Raw genomic sequence first — 19,606 nt, 5'->3', positions numbered from 1 at the left:
GTCCTGCGGCCGTCGCTGCGCCAGGGCATCGCGAAAGGCGTTCACCGCGGCCCCCTGGTTGGCGCTGACCAGGACCAGTTGCGCGGCCTCGCCGACATGCGGGAGACAGCAGAAGACGAGCGCGAGCAGCGCCTGGAAAGCCCGGCGGGCGGGGCGCAAGCGACGCATCTAGAACGTCACCTCGGCGCTGAAGTAGAGCAGGTGGCGGCTGTCGTAGCGGTTGTCGGGAAACGTCAGCGGTTCGTCGTCGAGACGCTGCTGGAGCACGCCGGCCAGTTCCAGGGCGGCCTTGCCCAGGGGAATGCGCTTGGCCAGGCGCAGGTCGACGCGTTCGAAACGATGTCCATTGAGCGAGTCGTCGCCATAATAGAAGAGGGCGCTGGACCAGCCTTGGCCCCAGTCGTGCATCCAGCCGGCCGAGCCGCCGTGGCGGGCGGTCAGGCGCCGGTCGTAGCGACTGGTGGCGTCGTAGTCGAGATAGGCGTAGGTGGCGCGCAGGCGGTCGCGTAGGCCCAGGCGCCAGTCGAGCTGGCCTTCCGCGCCGGAGAAGCGGATGCGATCGCCGTTGTCGGGACTGAAGTCGACGACGCTGAGCGGATCGCTGATCAGTCCGGTGATTTCCTCGTGGAACAGGCGTACATCCACGGCCAGTCCGGTCTCGCGGAAAAAACCGTTGTAGCCGATCTCGCGCGAACGGGTGTGTTCCTTGCCCAGGTCGCCGGGGCCGTGGGCGCTGGCGAAGTAGTAGGCTTCGCTCTGCCCATAGGGCGTCGGTGTCAGGTGGCGGACCCGGTAGCGCCAGTCGACGTCGTTTTCGTACATGCCCGGTGACCGCACTGCCTCCGAATAGACCGCGCGCAGGCTGTGCTGGGGGTTGAACAGGTAGTTCACCGCCAGCCGCGGGCTGAACGAACTGCCGGAGCCCTCGACGTCTTCGAGCATCCCCCCGCCCTGCAGCAGCCAGTGTTCGCCGGCATGCCACTCCAATTGGCTGAACAGCCGCCAGATCTGGCTGCTGACCCTGCCGCCGTAGAAGGTCTCGGAGTTTGCCTGGTCGTAGCGGTAGCTCAGGCCGTTCAGCAGGCGCAGGTTGTCGCCCAGGCTGAGGGTGTCCTGCATCTCCAGGTCGTAGCGGCTTTCCCGGATGTTGCGGTCGACCCGTCCGCAGACCGGACGCAGTCCGCCATTGCGTAGCTGGTCGAGGACCTGGGTCGCCAGTTGCAACTCCTGGGCGCTGCCGGGCGGCAGCCGGGTCGGATCGTCGGCGAACCTGCGCAGGTAGTCCGGGTTCAGTTCCCAGAGCTGCGCCAGTTGCGGGCTGAAGGCAATGGCCGCCTCGCAGGCGTTCCATTCCTGCCGGCGCTCCCAGTGCTGTGCGTAGCCTTGTATATAGAAGCTGTGGCGCGGGTCGAGGTCGACATTCCAGCGCAGCGAACCGGCATAGTCGTGGGCGAGCGTATCGGAGTTGTCGATGTCGTCGGGAACCTGGGGAAACGGCGAGCGGTAGGCGTAGGGGTGCTGGTTCGAGCCTTCCTTGGCCGCCAGTTGCCACTCCAGGCTCTGGTTCGGCGCCAGGCTGTGGCTGGCGTTGAGGTTGAAGCGGCTGAGCCGGCGGCCGTCGCGCAGGGCGTGACCGTCGTGGTCGCGGTCGAAGCCGTCGTCTTCCTGGCCGGACAGCGACAGGCGGAAGTCGCTGTCTTCCAGGGCGATGCTCTGGCTGGCGTACCAGTCGCGGATGCCGCGCTGGCCCGCCGTGTACTTCAGGCGCGTGCCGGGCGACTCGCCGGGGGCGCGGGTGATGATGTTGATCACCCCCATCAATGCGTTGGCGCCGTAGCTGACGGTATTCGGCCCACGGAACACTTCGATCCGCTCGACATCCTCGAGGGCCAGCGGCAGGTCGCTCCAGTCGACGCTGGCAAGGCCCGGGCGGTACACCGAGCGGCCGTCGATCAGCACCTGCAGGCGCCGCGCCCCCGACATGCTGGTGCCGTGGTAGTTGACCGTGGGCTGGTTGCCGGACAGGTAGCCGACCATCATGCCCGGGACCAGGCGCATCAGTTCGGGAATGTCGCGGGCGCCGCTGGCGACGATCAGCTCGCGGTCGAGCACGCTGATGCTGCCGGGAACTTCCGCCGGGGATTGTTTCAGGCGTGTCGCGGTCAATACTTCGGGAACGCCGCTGGGATCGTTGAACAGGTCGGCGGCCGCGAGCTTGCCGCCGAACAGCAGGGCCAGCAGGGTCAGGGAGGCGGGAGCACGTGAAGCGATGGGCACGGAACGACCTTGTTCTCGATAGGTATTGTCTGGCCCGGGCATGGTAAACGAGGCGCGGGCTTTTGCCAGCGCCGGCGTCAAGACTGGTCGGCCGGCTGGCCGACCGTATAATGGCGTGATTGCCGCGTGGCGGCCAGAAATGGATGAATCATGACAGAGCAGCAACCGATTGCCGTGCTCGGCGGCGGCAGTTTCGGCACCGCCATCGCCAACCTGCTGGCCGAGAACGGCCAGGCGGTCCGCCAGTGGATGCGCGACCCGGAGCAGGCCGAGGCGATCCGCAGCCGACGCGAGAACCCGCGCTACCTGAAAGGGGTCAAGGTGCATCCCGGGGTCGAGCCGGTCACCGACCTGGAGCGCACCCTGGCCGATTGCCAACTGATCTTCGTCGCCTTGCCCTCCAGCGCCCTGCGCAAGGTGCTGCAACCACACCAGGCGGCATTGACGGACAAGCTGCTGGTGAGCCTGACCAAGGGCATCGAGGCGCACACCTTCAAGCTGATGAGTGAGATCCTCGAGGAAATCGCCCCGCAAGCCCGCATCGGGGTGATTTCCGGCCCGAACCTGGCGCGCGAGATCGCAGAGCACGAGCTGACCGCCACGGTGGTCGCCAGCGAGGACGACGAGCTGTGCGCCCGCGTCCAGGCGGCCCTGCACGGCCGCACCTTCCGCGTCTACGCCAGCCGCGACCGCTTCGGAGTGGAACTCGGCGGTGCGCTGAAGAACGTCTACGCGATCATGGCCGGCCTGGCCGCGGCGATGGACATGGGCGAGAACACCCGTAGCATGCTGATTACCCGCGCGCTGGCGGAAATGACCCGGTTCGCCGTCAAGCTCGGTGCCAACCCGATGACCTTTCTCGGCCTCGCCGGCGTCGGCGACCTGATCGTCACCTGTTCCTCGCCGAAGAGCCGCAACTACCAGGTCGGCCACGCCCTTGGCGAGGGGCTCAGCCTGGAGGAGGCGGTATCGCGCATGGGCGAGACCGCGGAGGGTGTGAACACTCTCAAGGTACTCAAGGAAAAGTCCGACGAGATGCAGGTGTACATGCCGCTGGTCGCCGGTCTCCATGCGATCCTCTTCGAAGGCCGCACCCTGGCGCAGGTCATCCAGCTGCTGATGCGCGGCGAGCCGAAGACCGACGTCGATTTCATTCCCACCACCGGCTTCTGACGAGGAGACCGCTATGTCCGCAGACCCGCAAGCACGCGAATCGATCGCCATCCGCATCCTCTGGATGCTGCTGTTCGTCCTGGTCTGGCAGGTCGCCGAATTGCTCCTCGGGGCGGTGGTGGTGATCCAACTGGTCTACCGACTGATCTACGGCGCGCCGAACGGCAGCCTGATGGCTTTCGGCGACAGCCTCAGCCAGTACCTGGCGCAGATCGGCCGTTTCGGTACCTTCCACAGCGACGAGAAACCCTGGCCGTTCGCCGACTGGCCGAGCGCCCGCGCCGCCGAGGGCGAGGCCGCCCACAGCGTGCCGCCCGCCGCGCACCCGGCGCGCGACGAAGAGCCGAAGTTGTGAAACTCTGGCTGTTGCGCCACGGCGAGGCCGAACCGCACGCCAGCCGGGATTCCGAGCGGCGCCTGACCGCCCATGGACGCAAGGAGGTGCTGCAGAGCGCCGCGCGGCTGGCCGGGTTGCCGCTGGACGGGATTCTCGCCAGCCCCTACGTGCGCGCCCAGCAGACCGCCGAGCTGGTGCGCGAGGCACTGGGCCTGGTCGAGCCGGTCGGCACCGCGCCCTGGTTGACCCCCGACGACGATCCGCGCGAGGTGCTCGGTTTCCTCGACGAGCGCAGCGAGCGCAATCTCCTGCTGGTCAGCCACCAGCCCCTGGTCGGGGCGCTGGGCGGTCTGCTGGTGCATGGCAACCGGCGCGATCCGTTGCCGATGAGCACTGCCTCGCTGGCCGAGCTGGAAGGCGACTTCGCCGCCGCCGGGCTGATGACCCTGGTCTCGCTGCATCACCCGCGGCACGGCTAGGAAGCGCCTGGCACAACGACTACAAACCGAAACATTTCCCGGCTTGCCTGCGGTTGGCTGTGATGGAATATTCGACCAAGCAAGTGCTTGGTCGATCTCCCAGAACAACAACAACGGAGGCGGTACGTGGTCACTGCAAATCGTCTGCCGCTCGAAGTCTTCTTCGAGCGCGAAAAGCGTCATCCGCAACGGCGTTACCTGGTGCAGCCCATCGGTGGCGGCCGGGTCGAGGAGCTGAGCTGGGGCGAGGTGGGCGACCAGGCGCGGCGTGCAGCCGCCTGGTTGCGCAGCCTGGATCTCCCCGCCGGCAGCCGTATCGCGATCATCTCGAAGAACTGTGCGCACTGGATCGTCACTGACCTGGCGATCTGGATGGCCGGGCACGTTTCCGTCCCCCTCTATCCCAATCTCACCGCCGAGTCGGCGCGCCAGGTGCTGGAGCATTCCGAGTCGGCGGTGGTCTTCGTCGGCAAGCTCGACGATTGGCCGGCGATGGCGCCCGGAGTCCCCGAGGGCATACCGACCGTGGCCATGCCGCTGCACCCGGAAGGGCGTTTCGACCGCCAGTGGAGCGACCTGCAGGCCTGCGCGCCGCTCGAAGGCGACACGCCGACCGCCGCCGAGCAACTCGCCACCCTGATCTACACCTCCGGAACCACCGGCGTGCCCAAGGGGGTGATGCACAACTTCAGCAGTTTCGCCTTCGCCGCCAGCCGCGGCGTGGAACTGTTCGGCACTCGCGAAGACGACCGGATGCTCTCCTACCTGCCGCTGTGCCACGTGGCGGAGCGGATGTTCGTCGAGATGGGGTCGCTCTACGGGGGAACCACGGTGTTCTTCGCCGAAAGCCTGGACACCTTCGTCGAGGACATGAAGCGTGCGCGGCCGACCCTGCTGTTCGGCGTGCCGCGCATCTGGACCAAGTTCCAGATGGGGGTGTATTCGAAGATGCCGGCGCAGAAGCTCGACCGCCTGCTGAAGCTGCCGATCCTCGGCCGCATCGTCGGTCGCAAGGTGCTCGCCGGGCTAGGCCTGGACGCGGTGCGCTACGCGCTCTGCGGCGCGGCGCCGGTACCCGAGGCGCTGCTGCTCTGGTATCGCCGCCTGGGCCTGGATGTGCTCGAGGTCTACGGGATGACCGAGAACAGCGGTTACTCCCACGTCTGCCGGCCCGGCAGGCAGAAGACCGGCTGGATCGGCCAGAACAGCCCCGGCGTCGAGGTACGCATCAGCGACGAGGGCGAGGTGCAGGTGCGTAGCGGCGCGACCATGGTCGGCTACTACAAGGAGCCGGAGAAGACCGCAGAGGTGCTCACCGCCGACGGTTTCCTGCGCACCGGCGACAAGGGCGAGCAGGACGCCGAAGGCAACCTGCGCCTGACCGGGCGGATGAAGGAAATCTTCAAGACCAGCAAGGGCAAGTACGTGGCGCCGGCGCCGATCGAGAACCGCCTGGCGGTACACGATCGCATCGAGCAGGTCTGCGTGGTCGGCGAGGGCCTCAGCGCGCCGTTGGGGCTCTGCGTGCTCTCCGAGGTCGGTCGCCGGGAGGCCCTCAACGGGACCCGCGGGGCGCTGGAAAGCAGCCTGCGGGCGCACCTGGAACAGGTCAACGGTGCGCTTGACAAGCACGAGCGCCTGGTCGGCCTGGTCCTGGTGCAGGAAACCTGGGCGGTGGACAACGGTTTCCTCACGCCGACCTTGAAGATCAAGCGCAATATGGTGGAAGGTGCCTATGGCTCGCGCTTCCACGAATGGGTGGAACGCCGCGAGGCCGTGCTCTGGCACGAATGACTCCCACCGACGGGAAGCCCTTGGCTTCCCCCTTGCGCAAGGAATTCCCATGAGCCTCTGGCGACAAATGCCCGACCTGGAGCAACTGAACGCCTCGCAGAAGAACAGCATCGGCGACCTGCTTGGCATCCGCTTCGAAGCCTTCGACGACGAGTCGCTGACCGCGAGCATGCCGGTCGACTCGCGTACCCACCAGCCGTTCGGCCTGCTGCATGGCGGCGCCTCGGTGGTCCTCGCGGAAAGCCTGGGCTCGATGGCCAGCTACCTGTGCGTCGATACCAGCCAGTACTACTGCGTCGGCCTGGAAGTGAACGCCAACCACCTGCGTGGCCTGCGCAGCGGCCGGGTCACCGCGGTGGCCAGGGCGATCCACCTGGGGCGCACCACCCATGTCTGGGACATCCGCCTCAGTGGCGACGACGGCAAGCCGAGCTGCATCGCCCGCCTGACCATGGCGGTGGTGCCATTGGCGGGCAGGGCGGGCTGAGCGCGGTCCGCAATTTTGTCCAAGATCGTTCCGTCCCGCGGGCGGTAGAGTAGCGGGATGGAACAGGTCACCCATCTCAGCAGCGGGATTCCCGGCGTACGCCTGATAGACGCCGAGCACAACCGCTTTTCCTTTCCCCGGCACTTCCACCTGGAGTACCACATCGGCTTGCTGTTGCAGGGCCGGCATCGCTATGCCGCCGGCGGCGAACGGCGCCTGGCCGGGGCCGGCGACGCGTTGCTGATGGCGCCGGAAAGCATCCACGACGGCAGCAGCGCCGGCGAGGAGGGCTACCGTATCCGCGTCCTGGCGCTCGATGCCGACTGGCTGGAGCGCGCCAGCCGTGACTTCAGCGACGGCCGTCGGGGGGCGCCGCGTCTGACCAGTAGCCTGGTCCGCGACGAGCGTCTGCAGCAGCGCCTGCGTCAGTTGCACCTGGGCATGCTCGGCGGAGCGGCGGCGCTGGAGAACCGTCTGGCCCTGGAAGAGCACCTCTGGCAGGCGCTGGCCTGCCTGCTCAGCCTGGGCAGCAGCCTGCGCCTGGAGGAGGGCGACCGGGAAGGCTTCGGCCAGCGCGACTGGACGCGGCTGCGCGACTGGCTGGAGTCGCGCCTGGAGTACCCGCCGAACCTGGAGGAACTGGCCGCCTTCTGCGGCCTGAGCCCCTGGCAGGTGCTGCGGCGCTTCCGCCGTCACTGCGGCCTGCCGCCCCACCAGTGGCTGACCCAACTGCGCCTGGAGCGCGCCTTGCCGCTGGTTCTGCGCGGCGAGCAGCCATTGAGCCAGGTGGCCCAGCAGTTCGGTTTCTACGACCAGGCGCACTTCAGCCGTCTGTTCCGGCGCACCTATGGGTTACCGCCGGCGCGCCTGCGCCAGCGCTGATTCGCGTTTTCCTTTCCGATCCCTTTTTCGTGGAGTAGCCATGCAGGAATTGTCTGTCTTGCTGACCCTGGCGGCGGTGTTCGCCATAGCCCTGGTCAGCCCCGGTCCCGATGTCGCCCTGGTGGTGCGCACGTCCCTGCACCAGGGGCGGCGGGCCGGCCTGGCCAGCGCGCTGGGGCTGGCCTGCGGGATTCTCCTGCATACCACCCTGGTGCTGACCGGCGTGTCGCTGCTGCTCAGCCGTACGCCTGTGCTGTTCGCCATCCTGCAGGCGCTCGGCGCGCTGTACCTGGCCTGGCTCGGCGTCGGCGCGCTGCGCGCCTGGCTGCGGCGCGGCGACGGCCAGCCGGGCCGGCTCGACGGGGCACTGCCGCCGTCGCCCCTGGGGCCCTGGCTGCGCGGAGTGGCGACCAATCTGTTCAATCCCAAGGCGCTGGTGTTCTTCATCGCCTTGCTCGGCAGCCTGATTCCCGCGCAGATGTCGCTCGGCGGCAAACTGGCGGTGGCGGCGCTGCTGTTCGGCATGGGCGCCTGCTGGTTCGGCCTGCTCAGCCTGACCCTTACCCGCCCGGCCCTGCAGACCCGCCTGTTGCGCGCGGTGCCCTGGCTGGACGCGGCCTGCGGGGTGGTGTTCCTGCTGGTGGCGGCGGCGATCCTCGAGCATCTCGTCCGCTCTGCCTGAGGTTTTGGCCGCTTCGCCGTGCAAGGCAGCCGGCAAAGCCATTGCCGCCTCGGCGAGGCTGCCGGAGAATCCCTGGCATCAGCCCTGTCGAGACGTCGCGCATGTCGCAATCGGTTTTCTTCGCCCACGCCAACGGCTTCCCGTCGGCTACCTACGCCAAGCTGTTCGAGGCGTTGGCGCCGGAGTATCGGGTGGATCACCTGGAAATGCACGGGCACGACCCGCGTTTTCCGGTGAACGACAACTGGGACAACCTGGTGGACGAACTGCTGCACCACCTCGCCAGCCTGGAACAGCCGGTCTGGGGCGTCGGCCATTCCCTCGGCGGCGTGCTGCACTACCACGCGGCGCTGCGCCGGCCGGAACTCTACCGCGGCGTGGTGATGCTCGATTCGCCGGTGCTGACCCTCGCCGACCGCCTGGTGATCCGTGCCGCCAAGCGCTTCGGCTTCATCGACCGGATCACTCCGGCCGGGCGCACCCTGGGGCGTCGCGAGGCGTTCCCCGACCTGGAAGAGGCGCGGGTGTACTTCTCCGGCAAGGCGCTGTTCCGCCGCTTCGACCCCGATTGCCTGGAGGCCTACGTACGCCACGGGCTGGCCGACAGCGGCGGCGGTTCCGGCCTGCGCCTGCGCTTCGATCCGGCCACCGAGATCAGCATCTACCGTAGCGTGCCGCACAGCAGCCCAGGGCGTCCACGACAGTTGCAGGTGCCGCTGGCGATGGTGCGCGGGCGGCACAGCAAGGTGGTGTTGCCGCACCACACCCGGCTGATCCGGGCGATGCCGCGCGGCGAGTTCATGTCGCTGCCCGGCGGCCACATGTTCCCGCTGGAGCGCCCGCGGGAAACCGCCGAACTGCTGAAAGGCGTGTTCGATCGCTGGTCGCGGGCGACCGAGGAGCGTTCGGCATGAGCCTGCAGGTCGAGGAAGTACGCATCAGCCTGCCGCACATCGAACTGGCCGCGCATCTGTTCGGTCCGCCGGACGGCAAGCCGGTGATCGCCCTGCATGGCTGGCTGGACAACGCCATGAGCTTCTCGCGCCTGGCGCCGAAGCTCGCCGGGCTGCGTATCGTCGCCCTCGACTTCGCCGGCCACGGGCATTCCGCGCATCGTGCCGAGGGCGCCAGCTACCTGCTCTGGGACTACGCGCTGGACGTGCTGATGGTGGCCGAGCAACTGGGCTGGGAGCGTTTTTCCCTGTTGGGGCACTCGATGGGCGCCATCGTCTCGGTGCTGCTCGCCGGGGCCTTGCCCGAGCGCATCGAGCGGCTGGCGTTGATCGATGGCCTGATTCCCTACACTGGCGAAGCCGACAAGGCGCCGCAGAAGCTCGGCGAAGCGCTGAAGGCGCAACTGGCGCTACGCCACAAGCGCAAGCCGGTCTATGCCGAGCTGGAAAAAGCCGTGGAAGCGCGGATGCGCGGGGTTGGCGAGATCTCCCGGGAGGCCGCCGAACTGCTCGCCCAGCGCGGCCTGGAACCGGTGCCCGGTGGCTATACCTGGCGCACCGACGCGCGCCTGACCCTACCGTCGCCGCTGCGCCTGACCCAGGCCCACGCGCTGAACTTCGTGCGCAGCGTGGAATGCCCGGTCAGCCTGGTGCTGGCCGAACAGGGCATGCTGGCGGTGGAGCCGCGCATGCGGGCGCTGCTGGAGACCCTGCCGTTCGAGCGGCACCACCTGCCGGGCGGGCATCACCTGCATCTGGACGATGAGGCCGGGGCGCAGGCGGTGGCCAGGGTCTTCGCGGCCTTCTTCGCGCGCTGAAACACCGGCTTGCCGTTGTTTCCTTGACTATTCCGGGTCCAGCCGTAAGGCTGGACGGATCGTTACGGAGAGTCACCGCATGATCGATCTCTACACCGCCGCCACGCCGAACGGCCACAAGGTTTCCATCGCCCTCGAGGAAATGGGCCTGCCCTACAGGGTGCACGCGCTGTCGTTCGACAAGAAGGAGCAGAAGGCTCCGGAATTCCTCAGGATCAATCCCAACGGCCGCATCCCGGCCATCGTCGACCGCGACAACGACGACTTCGCCGTCTTCGAGTCGGGCGCGATCCTCATCTACCTCGCCGAGAAGACCGGGCAACTGATGCCCACCGACGTCAAGGGCCGCTCGCGGGTGATCCAGTGGCTGATGTTCCAGATGGGCGGGGTCGGCCCGATGCAGGGGCAGGCCAACGTGTTCTTCCGTTATTTCCCGGAGAAGTTGCAGGGCGCCATCGACCGCTACCAGCATGAGACCCGGCGCCTCTACGAAGTTCTCGACGGTCGCCTGGGCGAGGCCGAGTACCTCGCCGGCGACTACAGCATTGCCGATATCGCCACCTATCCCTGGGTGCGCATCCACGACTGGTCCGGTGTCGCCGTCGACGGGCTGGACAACCTGCAGCGCTGGATCGCCGCCATCGAGGCGCGTCCCGCGGTGCAGCGCGGACTGCTGGTGCCGCGGCGGGAGAAGGAGGGCGACGACGCCATCCGTACCGCCCAGTCGATGCTGACCCGTTGAGGGCCGGTATGCGAGGGTTCCTGTTGCTATCCCTGGGCGTTTTCAGCTTTTCGGCGCTGGCCGCCGACCTTCCCGGCAGCCATGACCTGGACATCCTGCCGCGCTTCCCGCGCGCCGAGATCGTCGACTTCCGTCAGGCGCCGAGTGAGGAACGGATCTACCCGCTAGGGGCGATCAGTCGCATCAGCGGTCGCCTGCGCATGGAGGGCGAGGTGCGCGCCGAAGGCGAGCTGACCGCACTGACCTACCGCTTGCCGCCCGAGCACAGCAGCCAGGAGGCGTTCGCCGCGGCGCGCACCGCGCTGCTCAAGGCCGACGCCACGCCGTTGTTCTGGTGCGAGCGACGCGACTGCGGCTCCAGCAGCCTGCTGGCCAACGCCGTGTTCGGCAATGCCAAGCTGTACGGCCCGGACGAGCAGCAGGCCTACCTGCTGGTGCGTCTGGCGGCGCCGCAGGAGAACAGCCTGGTGGCGGTCTACTCGATCACCCGTGGCAATCGCCGCGCCTACCTGCAGGCCGAGGAACTCAAGGCCGATGCGCCGCTGGCGGAACTGCTGCCGAGCCCGGCGACCCTGCTGCGCCTGCTCAAGGCCAACGGCGAACTGACCCTCAGCCATGTGCCGGCGGAGCCGGCCGGCTCCTGGTTGGAGCTGCTGGTGCGGACCCTGCGCCTGGATACCGGGGTGCGGGTCGAGCTGTCCGGCAAGCACGCCCAGGAGTGGCGCGACGCCCTGCGCGGGCAGGGCGTGCTGAACAGCCGCATGGAGCTGGGCCAGTCGGAGGTCGAGGGCCTGCACCTCAACTGGCTGCGTTGAACGCGTTCGCCCGGGCCTGCGGGCCCGGGCGATGGCGAAAATGCCTTCGGCAAGGCCGCCCGCCAGAGTAGACTGCCTTTCCCCCGCGCCCCACGCTCCGGCTGGAAACGGCGCACGCCGAGCGCTGTCTATCGGTGTATCCCCCTTTGAGGAAGGCCTGCCTTGATGTTCGATAACGATCGGCTGTTGCTTCGCGTGCTGCTGTTCGGTCTGCTCGGTGCCAGTCTCTGGGTGCTGGCGCCATTCTGGTCGGCGCTGTTCTGGGCCGCGGTGCTGGCTTTCGCCAGTTGGCCGCTGATGCGCATGCTCACGCGCCTGCTCGGTGGCCGCGAGTCGCTGGCGGCGGGCCTGCTGACCCTGGGCTGGATCGTCCTGGTGGCATTGCCGCTGATCTGGCTCGGCTTCGGCCTGGCGGACAACGTTCGCTCGCTGATGGAGCTGCTGAAGAATCTCCAGGTCGAGGGCCTGCCGCCGCCGCCTTCGTGGATGGCCGGCGTACCGCTGATCGGCGACCGCCTGATCGGCTGGTGGGACTCCATCGACCAACAGGGCGTGGCGTTCTTCTACGTGCTCAAGCCCTATGTCGGCGAGGTCGGCAACTGGCTGCTGGCGCGCAGCGCGAAGATCGGCGGAGGGATCCTGGAACTGGTCCTCAGCCTGATCCTGATCTTCTTCTTCTACCGCGACGGGCCGCGCCTGGAGTCCATCGTCCACCGTGCCCTGGAGCGCCTGATCGGCAACCGCGCGGAGCACTATCGCGACCTTGTCGCCGGCACCGTACAGCGGGTGGTCAACGGGGTGATCGGTACCGCCGCGGCGCAAGCCCTGCTGGCCTGGATCGGCTTCATGATCGCCGGCGTACCGGGAGCCATGCTGCTCGGCTTGCTGACCTTCGCCTGCAGCCTACTGATGGTCCCGCCGCTGGTCTGGGGTCCGGCCACCGCCTGGCTGTTCTTCAAGGGCGACTATGGCCACGGGGTGTTCCTCGGCCTGTGGGGCTTCTTCATCATCAGCGGGGTGGACAACATCCTCAAACCCTACCTGATCAGCCGTGGCGGCAACCTGCCGCTGGTGGTGGTGCTGCTCGGGGTATTCGGCGGCCTGCTGGCGTTCGGCTTCATGGGCCTGTTCCTCGGCCCGATCCTGCTGGCAGTGGCCTACAACCTGCTCAGCGACTGGATCGCCAGCACGCCGCGGACGCCGCCCGCCGAAGGGCGCGGCCCGGATGCCTGAGTGACGAAGGAGAAAAAGCCCCGCGATGCGGGGCTTTTTGCGTCTGCGGGGCTACAGGTGTTCGCTGCGGGCCCCCACGTACTGGCTGCGCCCGGCGCCGAGGCCGAACAGGGTGGCGGCGATGGCGACGCCGATGAAGATATAGCCGACCGCGTTCCAGCCGCCGGTCAGGTCGTGGACCACGCCGACCATGAACGGCCCCATGGCCGCCAGGGTGTAGCCGACGCCCTGGGCCATGCCCGACAGATGCGAGGCGACGTGGGCGTCGCGCGAGCGCAGGACGATCAGCGCCAGGGCGATGCTGAAGGTACCGCCCTGGCCGAGGCCGAGCAGGACCGCCCAGCCCCAGATGGTCTGCAGCGGCGCATAGAGGAAGCCGAGCAGGCCGGCGAGGGTGGTCGCCATCACCAGCACCACCGCCAGGCGCTGGTCCCTGGCGCGAGCGGCGAGCCAGGGCGCGAGCAGGGCGGTGATCAGTTGCAGCATCACCGAGCCGGACAGCACCAGGCCGGCTTCCACCGCAGTCATGCCGCGGTCGATCAGGATCGACGGCAGCCAACCGAAGACGATGTAGGCCAGGGACGATTGCAGGCCCATGTACAGCGTGACCTGCCAGGCCAGCGGGTCGCGCCACAGGCCGATGACACGGAAGGCCTGGCGATGGGCGTGCTGGCCCTGGCGGGTCTGCGGCAGCCAGAAGGCGGCGGCGAGGATCGCCGGCAGCGACCAGAACGCCAGCGCCAGTTCCCAGTTGCCGAAGAGCTTCTCCAGCGGCGCGGTAGCGCCGGCGGCGAGCGCTGCGCCCAGGCACAGGGCCATGGTGTAGACCCCGGTCATCACCCCGGCCTGGCGCGGGAAGTCGCGTTTGACGATGCCCGGCAGGAGCACGCCGATGATGCCGATGCTGGCGCCGGCCAGGACGCTGCCGGCGAACAGGCCGAACACCGGGAACAGGCTGCGCAGGACGATGCCGCCGGCCAGGCAGAAGAGGATCAGCAGCACACTGCGCTCGGCGCCGATACGCCGGGCCAGGCGCGGCGCGAGCGGCGCGAACAACCCCAGGCAGAGTACCGGCGCGGTGGTCAGCAGGCCGGCGGCAGCGGCCGAGAGGCCGGTATCGTCGCGCACCTGGTTGAGCAGGGGGGCGAGGCTGGACAGCGCCGGGCGCAGGTTCAGCGCCACCAGCACCAGGCCCAGCAGGAGCAGCCAGGGGCGTAGTGGCGGCGCCGGCGGAACTGGTTCGTCGTCGACTTCGGCATCGATCAGCAGTTCCTCCGGAGGATGGCCGGGGTGCGCTCCCGGCCGGGCATTCAAGGCGTGAGTCATGGGTCTGTCCCGGGTTCAGATCAGCAGTGCGCGGTTGGCCGCGGCGGCAGCGTCCGGGTCTCCGCGTTCTATGGCGTCGAGCAGTTGCTGGTGCAGCTCGAAGCAGGGCTGGGCCCTTTGTGGGTCGGCCATGGTGCGTTCCAGCGAGGTCCGGATGACCTGCGAGAAATAGCGGTAGAGTTCGCTGAGCACCGGATTGTGGGCGGCATCGACCATCCGTTGGTGGAAGCGGACGTCGTGCTCTATGTAGTCCTGCAGGTCGGCGCTGCCGTAGCGCTGGCGCGAAGCGTCGAGATGTTCGCGCAATGCGCTCAGGTCGCTGTCGTCGCGGCGAACGGCTGCCAGGCGCGCCGCCTCGATCTCGATCATCCCGCGTGCCTCCAGGGAGTGCTGCACCGCGCTGCGCGCCAGCACCAGCATGGTTTCCAGCGGATCGGCGCAGGCGCGCACGTAGGTGCCGTCGCCCTGGCGGACTTCCAGCACGCCGGAGAAGGTCAGCACCCGCACCGCTTCGCGCACGGTGTTGCGGCTCATGCCGAGCAGCTCGGCGAGTTCCGGCTCCGGCGGCAGGCGCTGGCCGAGCGGCCAATGGCCGGCGTCGATGCGCTGGCGGATCTGCTCCAGGGCGATGTCCACCAGGGAGCGCTTGAGGGGAATGGTCACGGAAGAAACATCCAATCATCGGATGAATTTGCGCGCAGGATACATCGGCAGCTGCAAGCCCGGAAAGCGTCGCTCGGGGAAAAAGCGTTGGCCTGGCGGCGAGACGCATGACGCTGCGCCGCCAGGTCGCCGATGCGTCAGCCTACGGCGGCGGTTTCGCCGGCGCGCAGGGACATGCCCAGTTGCGCTCGTCGGCGCAGCCAGGGACTGGGCCGGTAGCGCGGGTCACCGGTAAGCGTCTGCAAGCGCTGGAGAATGCTCAGCAGGCGCCGCGGGCCGAGGCGGTCGCCCCATTCCAGCGGGCCGTGGGGATAGCCGAGGCCGAGGTGCACCCCCTGGTCGATATCCTCGACGCTGGCAATGCCCTGCTGGGCGATGTCGCAGGCGAGGTTGACGATCATCGCCAGTACCCGCTGGACGACGAAGCCGGGACTGTCGCGCAGCACCGTGACCCCGACGCCGTCGCCAGCCAGTAGCGCGTGGGCGGCGTCGCGCATGGCCGGGGTAGTCAGTGGCGAGAGCATCAGGCAGCGCCGGCGCTCGAGGTCGCAGAGCAGGTCGATGCCGACGCTGCGCTCGGCGGGACAGGCGAAGCGCTGCACGGCGCTGCTCAGGTCCTCGCCCCAGGCGGCCAGCAGGCAGAGCGCTGCGGCGGAAGGGCGTTCGCCGGTTTCCGGCTCGACGCCGAGGCGATGCAGCAGTTCGGCGAGCGTGCGGCGGTCGTCCTCGTTTTCGCAGCCCAGCCACACCGGGGGCCGGATGGCGGCCTGCGGCACCGGTTGCGGACCGGGCTTGTCCTGCGGCTGGCCGTCGACGTAGCGATAGAAGCCCTGGCCGCTCTTGCGCCCGAGACGGCCGGCGGCGAGCAACTGGCGGGTCAGCGGGTGCGGGCGGTAGCGCGGTTCCTGGTAGTACTGCTGGTAGATCGATTCCATTACCGGGTGCGACACGTCGAGGCCGGTAAGATCGAGCAGTTCGAACGGCCCCATGCGGAAGCCGGCACACTCGCGCAGCACACGGTCGATCTCGGCGCATTCGGCGACGCCTTCGCCGAGGATGCGCAGGGCCTCGGTGCCATAGGCGCGGCCGGCATGGTTGACGATGAAGCCGGGGCTGTCCTTGGTCCGTACGCCGCGGTGGCCCAGGCGCGCGGCGAGGGCGAGCAGGGCGTCGCCGACTTCCGGAGCGCTGGCCAGGCCGTCGACCACCTCGACCACGCGCATCAGCGGCACCGGGTTGAAGAAGTGAAAGCCGGCGACCCGCTGCGGCCGCTCGCAGGCGGCGGCGATGGCGGTGATCGACAGCGACGAGGTATTGCTGGCGAGGATGGTCTCCGGCGCGACTATGGCTTCCAGCCGGCGCAGCAATTCCTGCTTGGCCTCCAGGCGCTCGACGATGGCCTCCACCACCAGTTCGCAGTCGCCCAGTTGTTCCAGGCGTTCCGCCACCCGCAGCCGGTTTTGCGCGGCCGCGGCGTCGGCGGCGCTCAGCTTGCCTTTGCCGCACAGGCTCTCGAAGGTCTGCCGCAGGCGCTGGCGTGCCTCGGCGGCGGCCTCGGCGCGGCTGTCGAACAGCCATACGGTCAGGCCGGCCTGGGCGGCGATCTGGGCGATCCCGGTGCCCATCGCACCGGTACCGACCACGGCGATACAACGAATATCGGGCATCGTCTATTTCCCCTGGTAGTTCGGCGGGCGTTTCTCCAGGAAGGCCTGCATGCCTTCCTTCTGGTCCTGCGAGTCGAACAGCAACTGGAACGCCTTGCGTTCCAGGGCCAGGGCACTGTCCAGCGGCAGGTCGGCACCGGCCAGGACCACCTCCTTGATCTGCGCCAGCGCCAGAGGGGGCAGGCGGGCGATCTCCATGGCCAGTTCCAGGGCGCGCGCCAGCGTCGACTCGTCCGCCACCACTTCGCTGACCAGGCCCATGGCCAGCGCTTGCGGAGCCTTCACCAGGCAGCCGGTGAACAGCATGCGCAGCGCCTGGAACTTGCCCACCGCCCGCACCAGGCGCTGGGTGCCGCCGGCACCCGGCATCACCCCGACCTTGATCTCCGGCTGGGCGAACTGTGCCGACTCGCCGGCGACGATCAGGTCGCAGTGCATCGCCAGTTCGCAGCCGCCGCCCAGGGCGAAGCCGTTGACCGCGGCGATCACCGGCTTCGGGCAGCGCGCGATGGCTTCCCAGTAGCGCTCGCCGTGGCGGCCGTACAGGCCGATCGCCGTGCTCGTCGAGAGATCGCGGAGATCGGCGCCAGCTGCAAAGCAGCGCGAGTCGCCGGTGAGCACGATGACGCGGATCGCCGGATCCGCGCCGAGCGTCTGGAAGTGGCTGGCGAGGCGCTGGCGCACTTGGTCGTTCAGCGCGTTCCTGGCTTGCGGACGATTGAGGCGAAGCAGGGCTATATCGGCTGCGGGAAATTCGAGCAGGACCACGGGCGAAGGATCGGCGGACATGGAAGCTCCGATGAATTGATATTTCGCTATGCGAAATATGGTTTCATGATTTATCGAAAATAATCAGCGCCAGCCGTGGCGTTGTAAATACACGCGTCGGATCTCGGATGATCTACTTATACAATTTACTGTTTTAAAAGGATTTTATTTTCGTTGTTGCAAGTGCATGGGTTCTTCTATTAGTTTCGCTATGCGAAATATGATTTTGTTTTATTGATTTTTTGAAAAAGAGGTCCCTACTATGCGCGGCAACGACGAGCGCCGGAGTCCGGCGGAAGGTGCCAGTACGGAAGCGGAAGTGTCCGCCTTCGAAGCTGTGCTGATCGACCCGATGCAGGAGAAAGACGAGGATCTCAAGGACCGCCAGTTCGTCACCGCGCTGGCCCGCGGGTTGGAATTGCTGCGCTGTTTCACGCCACGGGAAAGCCTGCTGGGCAACCAGGAACTGGCGAAGAAGACCGGCCTGCCGAAGCCGACGGTGTCGCGTCTGACCCACACCCTGACCCGGCTGGGCTATCTGCGTCACCTGCCGCATAGCGGCAAGTATCAATTGGAAGTGGGGGTGATGTCGTTCGGCTACGCGATGCTCTCGAACCTGTCGATTCGCGCGCTCGCCCGCCCGTTGATGGAAGAGATGGCCGGCTACGCCAAGGCCGCGGTGGCCATGGCGGCCCGCGACCGGCTGAGCATGGTCTACCTCGACGTGGTGCATGGCGAGGCCAACCTGACCATGCGTCGCCAGGTCGGCAGCCACCTCTCGCTGCACCGCAGCGCGATCGGCCGGGCCTGCCTGGCGGCGATGCCGGAGGACGAGCGGGAATTCATCCTCGGGCACATTCGCAAGCGCCACCCGGAAGACTGGCCGGAAGTGCGCAAGGGGCTGGAGCGGGCCTTCCGCGACTATGCCGACTACGGCTTCTGCCTGTCGCTCGGCGAGTGGCAACGCGACGTCAACGCGGTGGGCGTGGCCTTGCACCATGAGAGCCATGGGCTGCTGGCGTTCAATTGCGGCGGGCCGAGTTTCCATCTCAAGCGCGAGAAACTGGAGGACGACATCGGCCCGCGCCTGCTGCACATGGTCCACAACATCGAGGCCGCCACCCGCTGACCGAGGCCGGTGACGGAATCATGGCAACCGGCCTAGGGGCCTATTGGAGTGAGCATGATTCGTGATCCGGAAACCCTGAACCTGCTGCTGGACAGCATCCGCCAGTTCGTCCGCGAAAGCCTGGTGCCTCATGAGCAGGAAGTGGCGGAAACCGACCGCATTCCCGAGGCGATCATCGCCCGCATGCGCGAGATGGGCCTGTTCGGCCTGTCGATCCCGGAGGCCTACGGCGGCCTCGGGGTGACCATGGAGGAAGAGGTGAGCATCGCCTTCGAGCTGGGGCGGACCTCGCCGGCGTTCCGTTCGCTGCTGGGCACCAACAACGGCATCGGCTCCCAGGGCATCGTCATCGACGGCACCGAAGAGCAGAAGCGGCGCTACCTGCCGCGCCTGGCGTCGGGCGAACTGCTCAGTTCGTTCTGCCTCACCGAACCGGACTCCGGTTCCGACGCCGCCTCGCTGAAGACCACGGCGGTGCGTGACGGCGAGCACTACGTGCTCAACGGTACCAAGCGCTTCATCACCAACGCCCCGCAGGCCGGCATCTACACCGTGATGGCGCGCACCGACCCGGCGATCCGTGGCGCCGGCGGAATCTCCGCTTTCGTCGTCGAGCGCGGTACGCCCGGGCTGTCCCTGGGCAAGCCGGATCGCAAGATGGGACAGAAGGGCGCGCATACCTGTGACGTGATCTTCGACGACTGCCGGGTGCCTGCCAGTCAGTTGATCGGCGGGGTCGAGGGCGTCGGCTTCAAGACCGCGATGAAGGTGCTCGACAAGGGCCGCCTGCACATCGCCGCAGTCTGTGTGGGGGTCGCCGAGCGGATGCTCGAGGATGCGTTGCGCTATGCCCTGGAACGCAAGCAGTTCGGCCAGCCGATCGCCGAGTTCCAGTTGATCCAGGCGATGCTTGCCGACAGCAAGGCCGAAGCCTACGCGGCGCGCTGCATGGTCATCGACGCCGCGCGGCAGCGCGACGAAGGCCGCGATGTCGGTACCGAGGCGTCCTGCGCCAAGCTGTTCGCCTCGGAAATGTGCGGCCGCGTCGCCGACCGCGCGGTGCAGATATTCGGCGGCGCCGGCTATATCGGCGACTACGGGATCGAGCGCTTCTATCGCGACGTGCGGCTGTTCCGCATCTACGAGGGCACCACGCAGATCCAGCAACTGCTGATCGCCCGCAACATGATCCGCGCCGCCCAGGGCTAGCGTCGATCCTTCGCCTTGTCACCGGCCGTGGCGCAGTCCCCGGCCGGTTGCTCTCCCAGGCGCTGTCCGCGCCACTCTTTACGCTTTCTTTATGCCGTCCGACGCGGCCCTGAATCGCTTCTTTACGCCCCCTTTGCGGAGACTTTCCCTCAAGCGGCAGAGGCCGCTCGAA

At 67.8% G+C, this 19,606-nt stretch carries 19 protein-coding genes; 14 read left to right on the top strand and 5 right to left on the bottom strand.

Features of this window, described 5'->3' with window-relative positions:
- Positions 1-168: 168 nt before the first annotated feature.
- Entirely contained in the window at positions 169-2,277 is a 2,109-nt protein-coding gene (locus ACTJJX_RS10635) for a TonB-dependent receptor plug domain-containing protein (protein WP_016851772.1), read from the bottom strand.
- A gap of 150 nt (positions 2,278-2,427) precedes the next feature.
- On the opposite strand from ACTJJX_RS10635, the gene ACTJJX_RS10630 reads away from it, so the two are divergent.
- From ACTJJX_RS10630 to ACTJJX_RS10575, 12 genes are all read left to right on the top strand, one after another.
- Complete coding sequence (locus ACTJJX_RS10630; protein ID WP_003097883.1) at positions 2,428-3,450, top strand: NAD(P)H-dependent glycerol-3-phosphate dehydrogenase; 1,023 nt, start codon at positions 2,428-2,430, stop codon at positions 3,448-3,450.
- 13 nt (positions 3,451-3,463) lie between these two features.
- Positions 3,464-3,805: a DUF4389 domain-containing protein gene (locus ACTJJX_RS10625; RefSeq protein ID WP_003097882.1), complete on the top strand. Its 342-nt coding sequence runs from the start codon at positions 3,464-3,466 to the stop codon at positions 3,803-3,805.
- The gene (gene sixA, locus ACTJJX_RS10620) at positions 3,802-4,266 is read left to right on the top strand and encodes a phosphohistidine phosphatase SixA (protein WP_003117751.1); all 465 of its coding nucleotides are present in this window, start codon (positions 3,802-3,804) and stop codon (positions 4,264-4,266) included. The genes ACTJJX_RS10625 and sixA overlap by 4 nt, the downstream gene beginning before the upstream one ends.
- 126 nt (positions 4,267-4,392) lie before the next feature.
- Positions 4,393-6,060 (top strand): AMP-binding protein, encoded by a 1,668-nt coding sequence (locus tag ACTJJX_RS10615; protein WP_003097876.1) that lies wholly within the window; start codon positions 4,393-4,395, stop codon positions 6,058-6,060.
- Positions 6,061-6,109: 49 nt separating this feature from the next.
- Positions 6,110-6,547 carry a hotdog fold thioesterase gene (locus ACTJJX_RS10610; protein ID WP_003120433.1) on the top strand — a complete coding sequence of 146 codons (438 nt, stop codon included), beginning with the start codon at positions 6,110-6,112 and terminating at the stop codon, positions 6,545-6,547.
- A 57-nt stretch (positions 6,548-6,604) separates the two neighbouring features.
- A complete protein-coding gene (locus ACTJJX_RS10605) occupies positions 6,605-7,429 on the top strand; it encodes an AraC family transcriptional regulator (RefSeq protein WP_016851771.1) in 825 nt (274 codons plus the stop codon).
- A 40-nt stretch (positions 7,430-7,469) separates the two neighbouring features.
- On the top strand, positions 7,470-8,111 hold the full coding sequence (locus ACTJJX_RS10600) for a LysE family translocator (protein ID WP_003117750.1): 642 nt from the start codon (positions 7,470-7,472) through the stop codon (positions 8,109-8,111).
- Positions 8,112-8,212: 101 nt separating this feature from the next.
- A complete protein-coding gene (locus ACTJJX_RS10595) occupies positions 8,213-9,025 on the top strand; it encodes an alpha/beta fold hydrolase (protein ID WP_016851770.1) in 813 nt (270 codons plus the stop codon).
- Positions 9,022-9,882 carry an alpha/beta fold hydrolase gene (locus tag ACTJJX_RS10590; protein WP_003097867.1) on the top strand — a complete coding sequence of 287 codons (861 nt, stop codon included), beginning with the start codon at positions 9,022-9,024 and terminating at the stop codon, positions 9,880-9,882. Before ACTJJX_RS10595 ends, ACTJJX_RS10590 begins: the two co-directional genes overlap by 4 nt.
- Before the next feature lie 79 nt (positions 9,883-9,961).
- On the top strand, positions 9,962-10,624 hold the full coding sequence (locus ACTJJX_RS10585; protein ID WP_003114590.1) for a glutathione S-transferase family protein: 663 nt from the start codon (positions 9,962-9,964) through the stop codon (positions 10,622-10,624).
- Positions 10,625-10,632: 8 nt separating this feature from the next.
- Positions 10,633-11,439: a DUF4892 domain-containing protein gene (locus tag ACTJJX_RS10580; RefSeq protein WP_003097863.1), complete on the top strand. Its 807-nt coding sequence runs from the start codon at positions 10,633-10,635 to the stop codon at positions 11,437-11,439.
- A 165-nt stretch (positions 11,440-11,604) separates the two neighbouring features.
- Positions 11,605-12,672 (top strand): AI-2E family transporter, encoded by a 1,068-nt coding sequence (locus ACTJJX_RS10575; RefSeq protein WP_003097861.1) that lies wholly within the window; start codon positions 11,605-11,607, stop codon positions 12,670-12,672.
- Positions 12,673-12,723: 51 nt separating this feature from the next.
- On the opposite strand, the gene ACTJJX_RS10570 is transcribed toward ACTJJX_RS10575, so the two are convergent.
- From ACTJJX_RS10570 to ACTJJX_RS10555, 4 genes are all read right to left on the bottom strand, one after another.
- A complete protein-coding gene (locus ACTJJX_RS10570) occupies positions 12,724-13,998 on the bottom strand; it encodes a CynX/NimT family MFS transporter (protein WP_003114593.1) in 1,275 nt (424 codons plus the stop codon).
- Positions 13,999-14,013: 15 nt separating this feature from the next.
- Positions 14,014-14,661 carry a FadR/GntR family transcriptional regulator gene (locus ACTJJX_RS10565; protein ID WP_003097856.1) on the bottom strand — a complete coding sequence of 216 codons (648 nt, stop codon included), beginning with the start codon at positions 14,659-14,661 and terminating at the stop codon, positions 14,014-14,016.
- Positions 14,662-14,798: 137 nt separating this feature from the next.
- The gene (locus tag ACTJJX_RS10560) at positions 14,799-16,328 is read right to left on the bottom strand and encodes a 3-hydroxyacyl-CoA dehydrogenase (protein ID WP_016851769.1); all 1,530 of its coding nucleotides are present in this window, start codon (positions 16,326-16,328) and stop codon (positions 14,799-14,801) included.
- A gap of 3 nt (positions 16,329-16,331) precedes the next feature.
- The gene (locus ACTJJX_RS10555; RefSeq protein WP_009876204.1) at positions 16,332-17,117 is read right to left on the bottom strand and encodes an enoyl-CoA hydratase; all 786 of its coding nucleotides are present in this window, start codon (positions 17,115-17,117) and stop codon (positions 16,332-16,334) included.
- Between the two features lie 241 nt (positions 17,118-17,358).
- Between ACTJJX_RS10555 and ACTJJX_RS10550 the strand changes: the two genes are divergently transcribed.
- Both ACTJJX_RS10550 and ACTJJX_RS10545 read left to right on the top strand, forming a co-directional pair.
- Positions 17,359-18,225, top strand: a complete 867-nt coding sequence (locus ACTJJX_RS10550; protein ID WP_009876205.1) for an IclR family transcriptional regulator — start codon at positions 17,359-17,361, stop codon at positions 18,223-18,225.
- Between the two features lie 54 nt (positions 18,226-18,279).
- Positions 18,280-19,434, top strand: coding sequence for an acyl-CoA dehydrogenase family protein (locus tag ACTJJX_RS10545; RefSeq protein WP_003097850.1), 1,155 nt, complete (start codon positions 18,280-18,282; stop codon positions 19,432-19,434).
- The last annotated feature ends 172 nt before the right edge of the window (positions 19,435-19,606 follow it).

The organism is Pseudomonas sp. 22490, from assembly GCF_052044465.1.
Lineage (GTDB): Bacteria > Pseudomonadota > Gammaproteobacteria > Pseudomonadales > Pseudomonadaceae > Pseudomonas > Pseudomonas aeruginosa.
The sequence above is the reverse complement of the archived record's forward strand: the minus strand, read 5'-3'. Positions and strand labels throughout refer to the sequence as shown.